This is a genomic window from Oleiphilus sp. HI0132 (assembly GCF_001635845.1).
In genome coordinates this window covers 1-941 of the sequence record NZ_LWGJ01000152.1, presented here as the reverse complement: position 1 = coordinate 941, position 941 = coordinate 1, and the positions used below count along the sequence as shown (strand labels likewise).

Annotated in this window: 1 protein-coding gene; it reads left to right on the top strand. The window is 44.0% G+C overall.

Annotated features, from left to right (window positions below; genetic code table 11):
• Positions 1-23: 23 nt before the first annotated feature.
• A partial coding sequence (locus A3766_RS01925; protein WP_197479186.1) for a glycosyltransferase occupies positions 24-941 on the top strand: 918 nt, incomplete at its 3' end.

The following is a 941-nucleotide window of genomic DNA, read 5'->3' as shown; positions in this document are numbered from 1 at the left end:
GAATGCTCCATAAGCTAATGGAGATGACTAAGTATGTGCCTGAGTTTGTTTTCGAATTGATAGAACTTGCCTATAACCTAATCGCTTATATGCGGGTAGGTAAACAGCTTAAATCTCAAAATGCTGACATGTTATATGAGAGATATTCACTATTCATGTTTGGCGGTGTGTTGAGAGCTAGAAGGCTTGGTATTCCGGTTATTCTTGAAGTGAATGATGCTGCAATCGTTGAGCGGGTGCGGCCTTTGTTTTTTAAGGGGTTGGCTCGAAGAGTAGAAAAATGGGTGTTTAAGAAATGTGATGGGGTAGTGTTCATCTCTACTAATTTCAAAAACACTGTTGAGCGTGAACACGGAGTGATTGCCCCCAGTGTTATTTGCCCAAATGCGGCGGATATTGAACAATTTACCTTAGCTGGGGTAGATCGAACTCAAGTCAAAAAAGATCTAGGGCTCGAAGGCAAGGCGGTTTGCGGCTACGTTGGGGCCTTTGTTTACTGGCACGGCATTGATTGGTTTGTCAAAGAAATCGCACCTCGTTTAGCTGCTGAGCCTCAATTAGCTTTATTGTTGGTCGGTGATGGTGTTGTGTTTGAAGAGATCTTGGCTGTTGTGAGGGATAATGGTCTACAGGGGCAAGTGATTATGCCAGGTCGTGTGCCACATGAAAAAGTTGGGGATTATATTGCTGCAATGGATTATGGCATCCTTCCTGATTCCAATGAATACGGTTCGCCAATGAAGCTTTTTGAGATGATGGCGATGGGGGTTGCCTTGGTTTCGCCGTCATTCGAACCGATTGCAGAAGTCGTTGAAGATGGGGGAACTGGTTGGCTATTCCCCCCAAATGACAGAAAAAGTGCGGTTGAAAAGGTCATTGAACTATCAAAAGATACTCAAAATATCGAAAGAGTTGGCGAGCAGGCTGAGTCTTATATTCGT